This is a genomic window from Domibacillus indicus, from assembly GCF_023715895.1.
GTDB classification, from domain to species: Bacteria; Bacillota; Bacilli; order Bacillales; family Domibacillaceae; genus Domibacillus; species Domibacillus indicus_A.
Genome location: NZ_JAMBOO010000087.1, coordinates 1 through 436, shown reverse-complemented (window position 1 = coordinate 436; position 436 = coordinate 1). Strand labels below are relative to the sequence as shown.

Here is a 436-nt window from a genome sequence, read left to right as displayed (position 1 = left end):
CTGGAGCGGCTACACTTATCTGGACAGAAAAATTAAGGTCACGTACACTTGACCTAAAATAGATGAGGAGCTCCAATTATGACAAAGCGAGAACGCCGCACATTCACGCCCGAGTTTAAAAAACAAATGGTGCAGCTGTACCAGAATGGAAAAACGAAACGAGCCATTATTGATGAATATGATCTGACTCCGTCATCTCTTGACCGCTGGATTCAACAGGATGAAACCTCCGGTTCTTTTAAAGAGAAAGACAACCGGTCTCCTGAACAGCAGGAGCTTTTAAAACTCCGCAAAGAAAATAAGCAGCTCTTAATGGAGAATGATATTTTAAAGCAAGCCGCGCTGATCATGGGACGAAAGTAAATGTCATCAAGCGAAACCAAGACAAATACTCGGTATCAGCAATGTGCAGCGTCCTGCAAATCTCACGTAGTAC

The 436-nt window shown here is 43.3% G+C and carries 1 pseudogene; it reads left to right on the top strand.

Features of this window, described 5'->3' with window-relative positions:
- Positions 1-78: 78 nt before the first annotated feature.
- A pseudogene (locus tag M3221_RS25685) lies at positions 79-436 on the top strand (transposase); the annotation flags it as partial.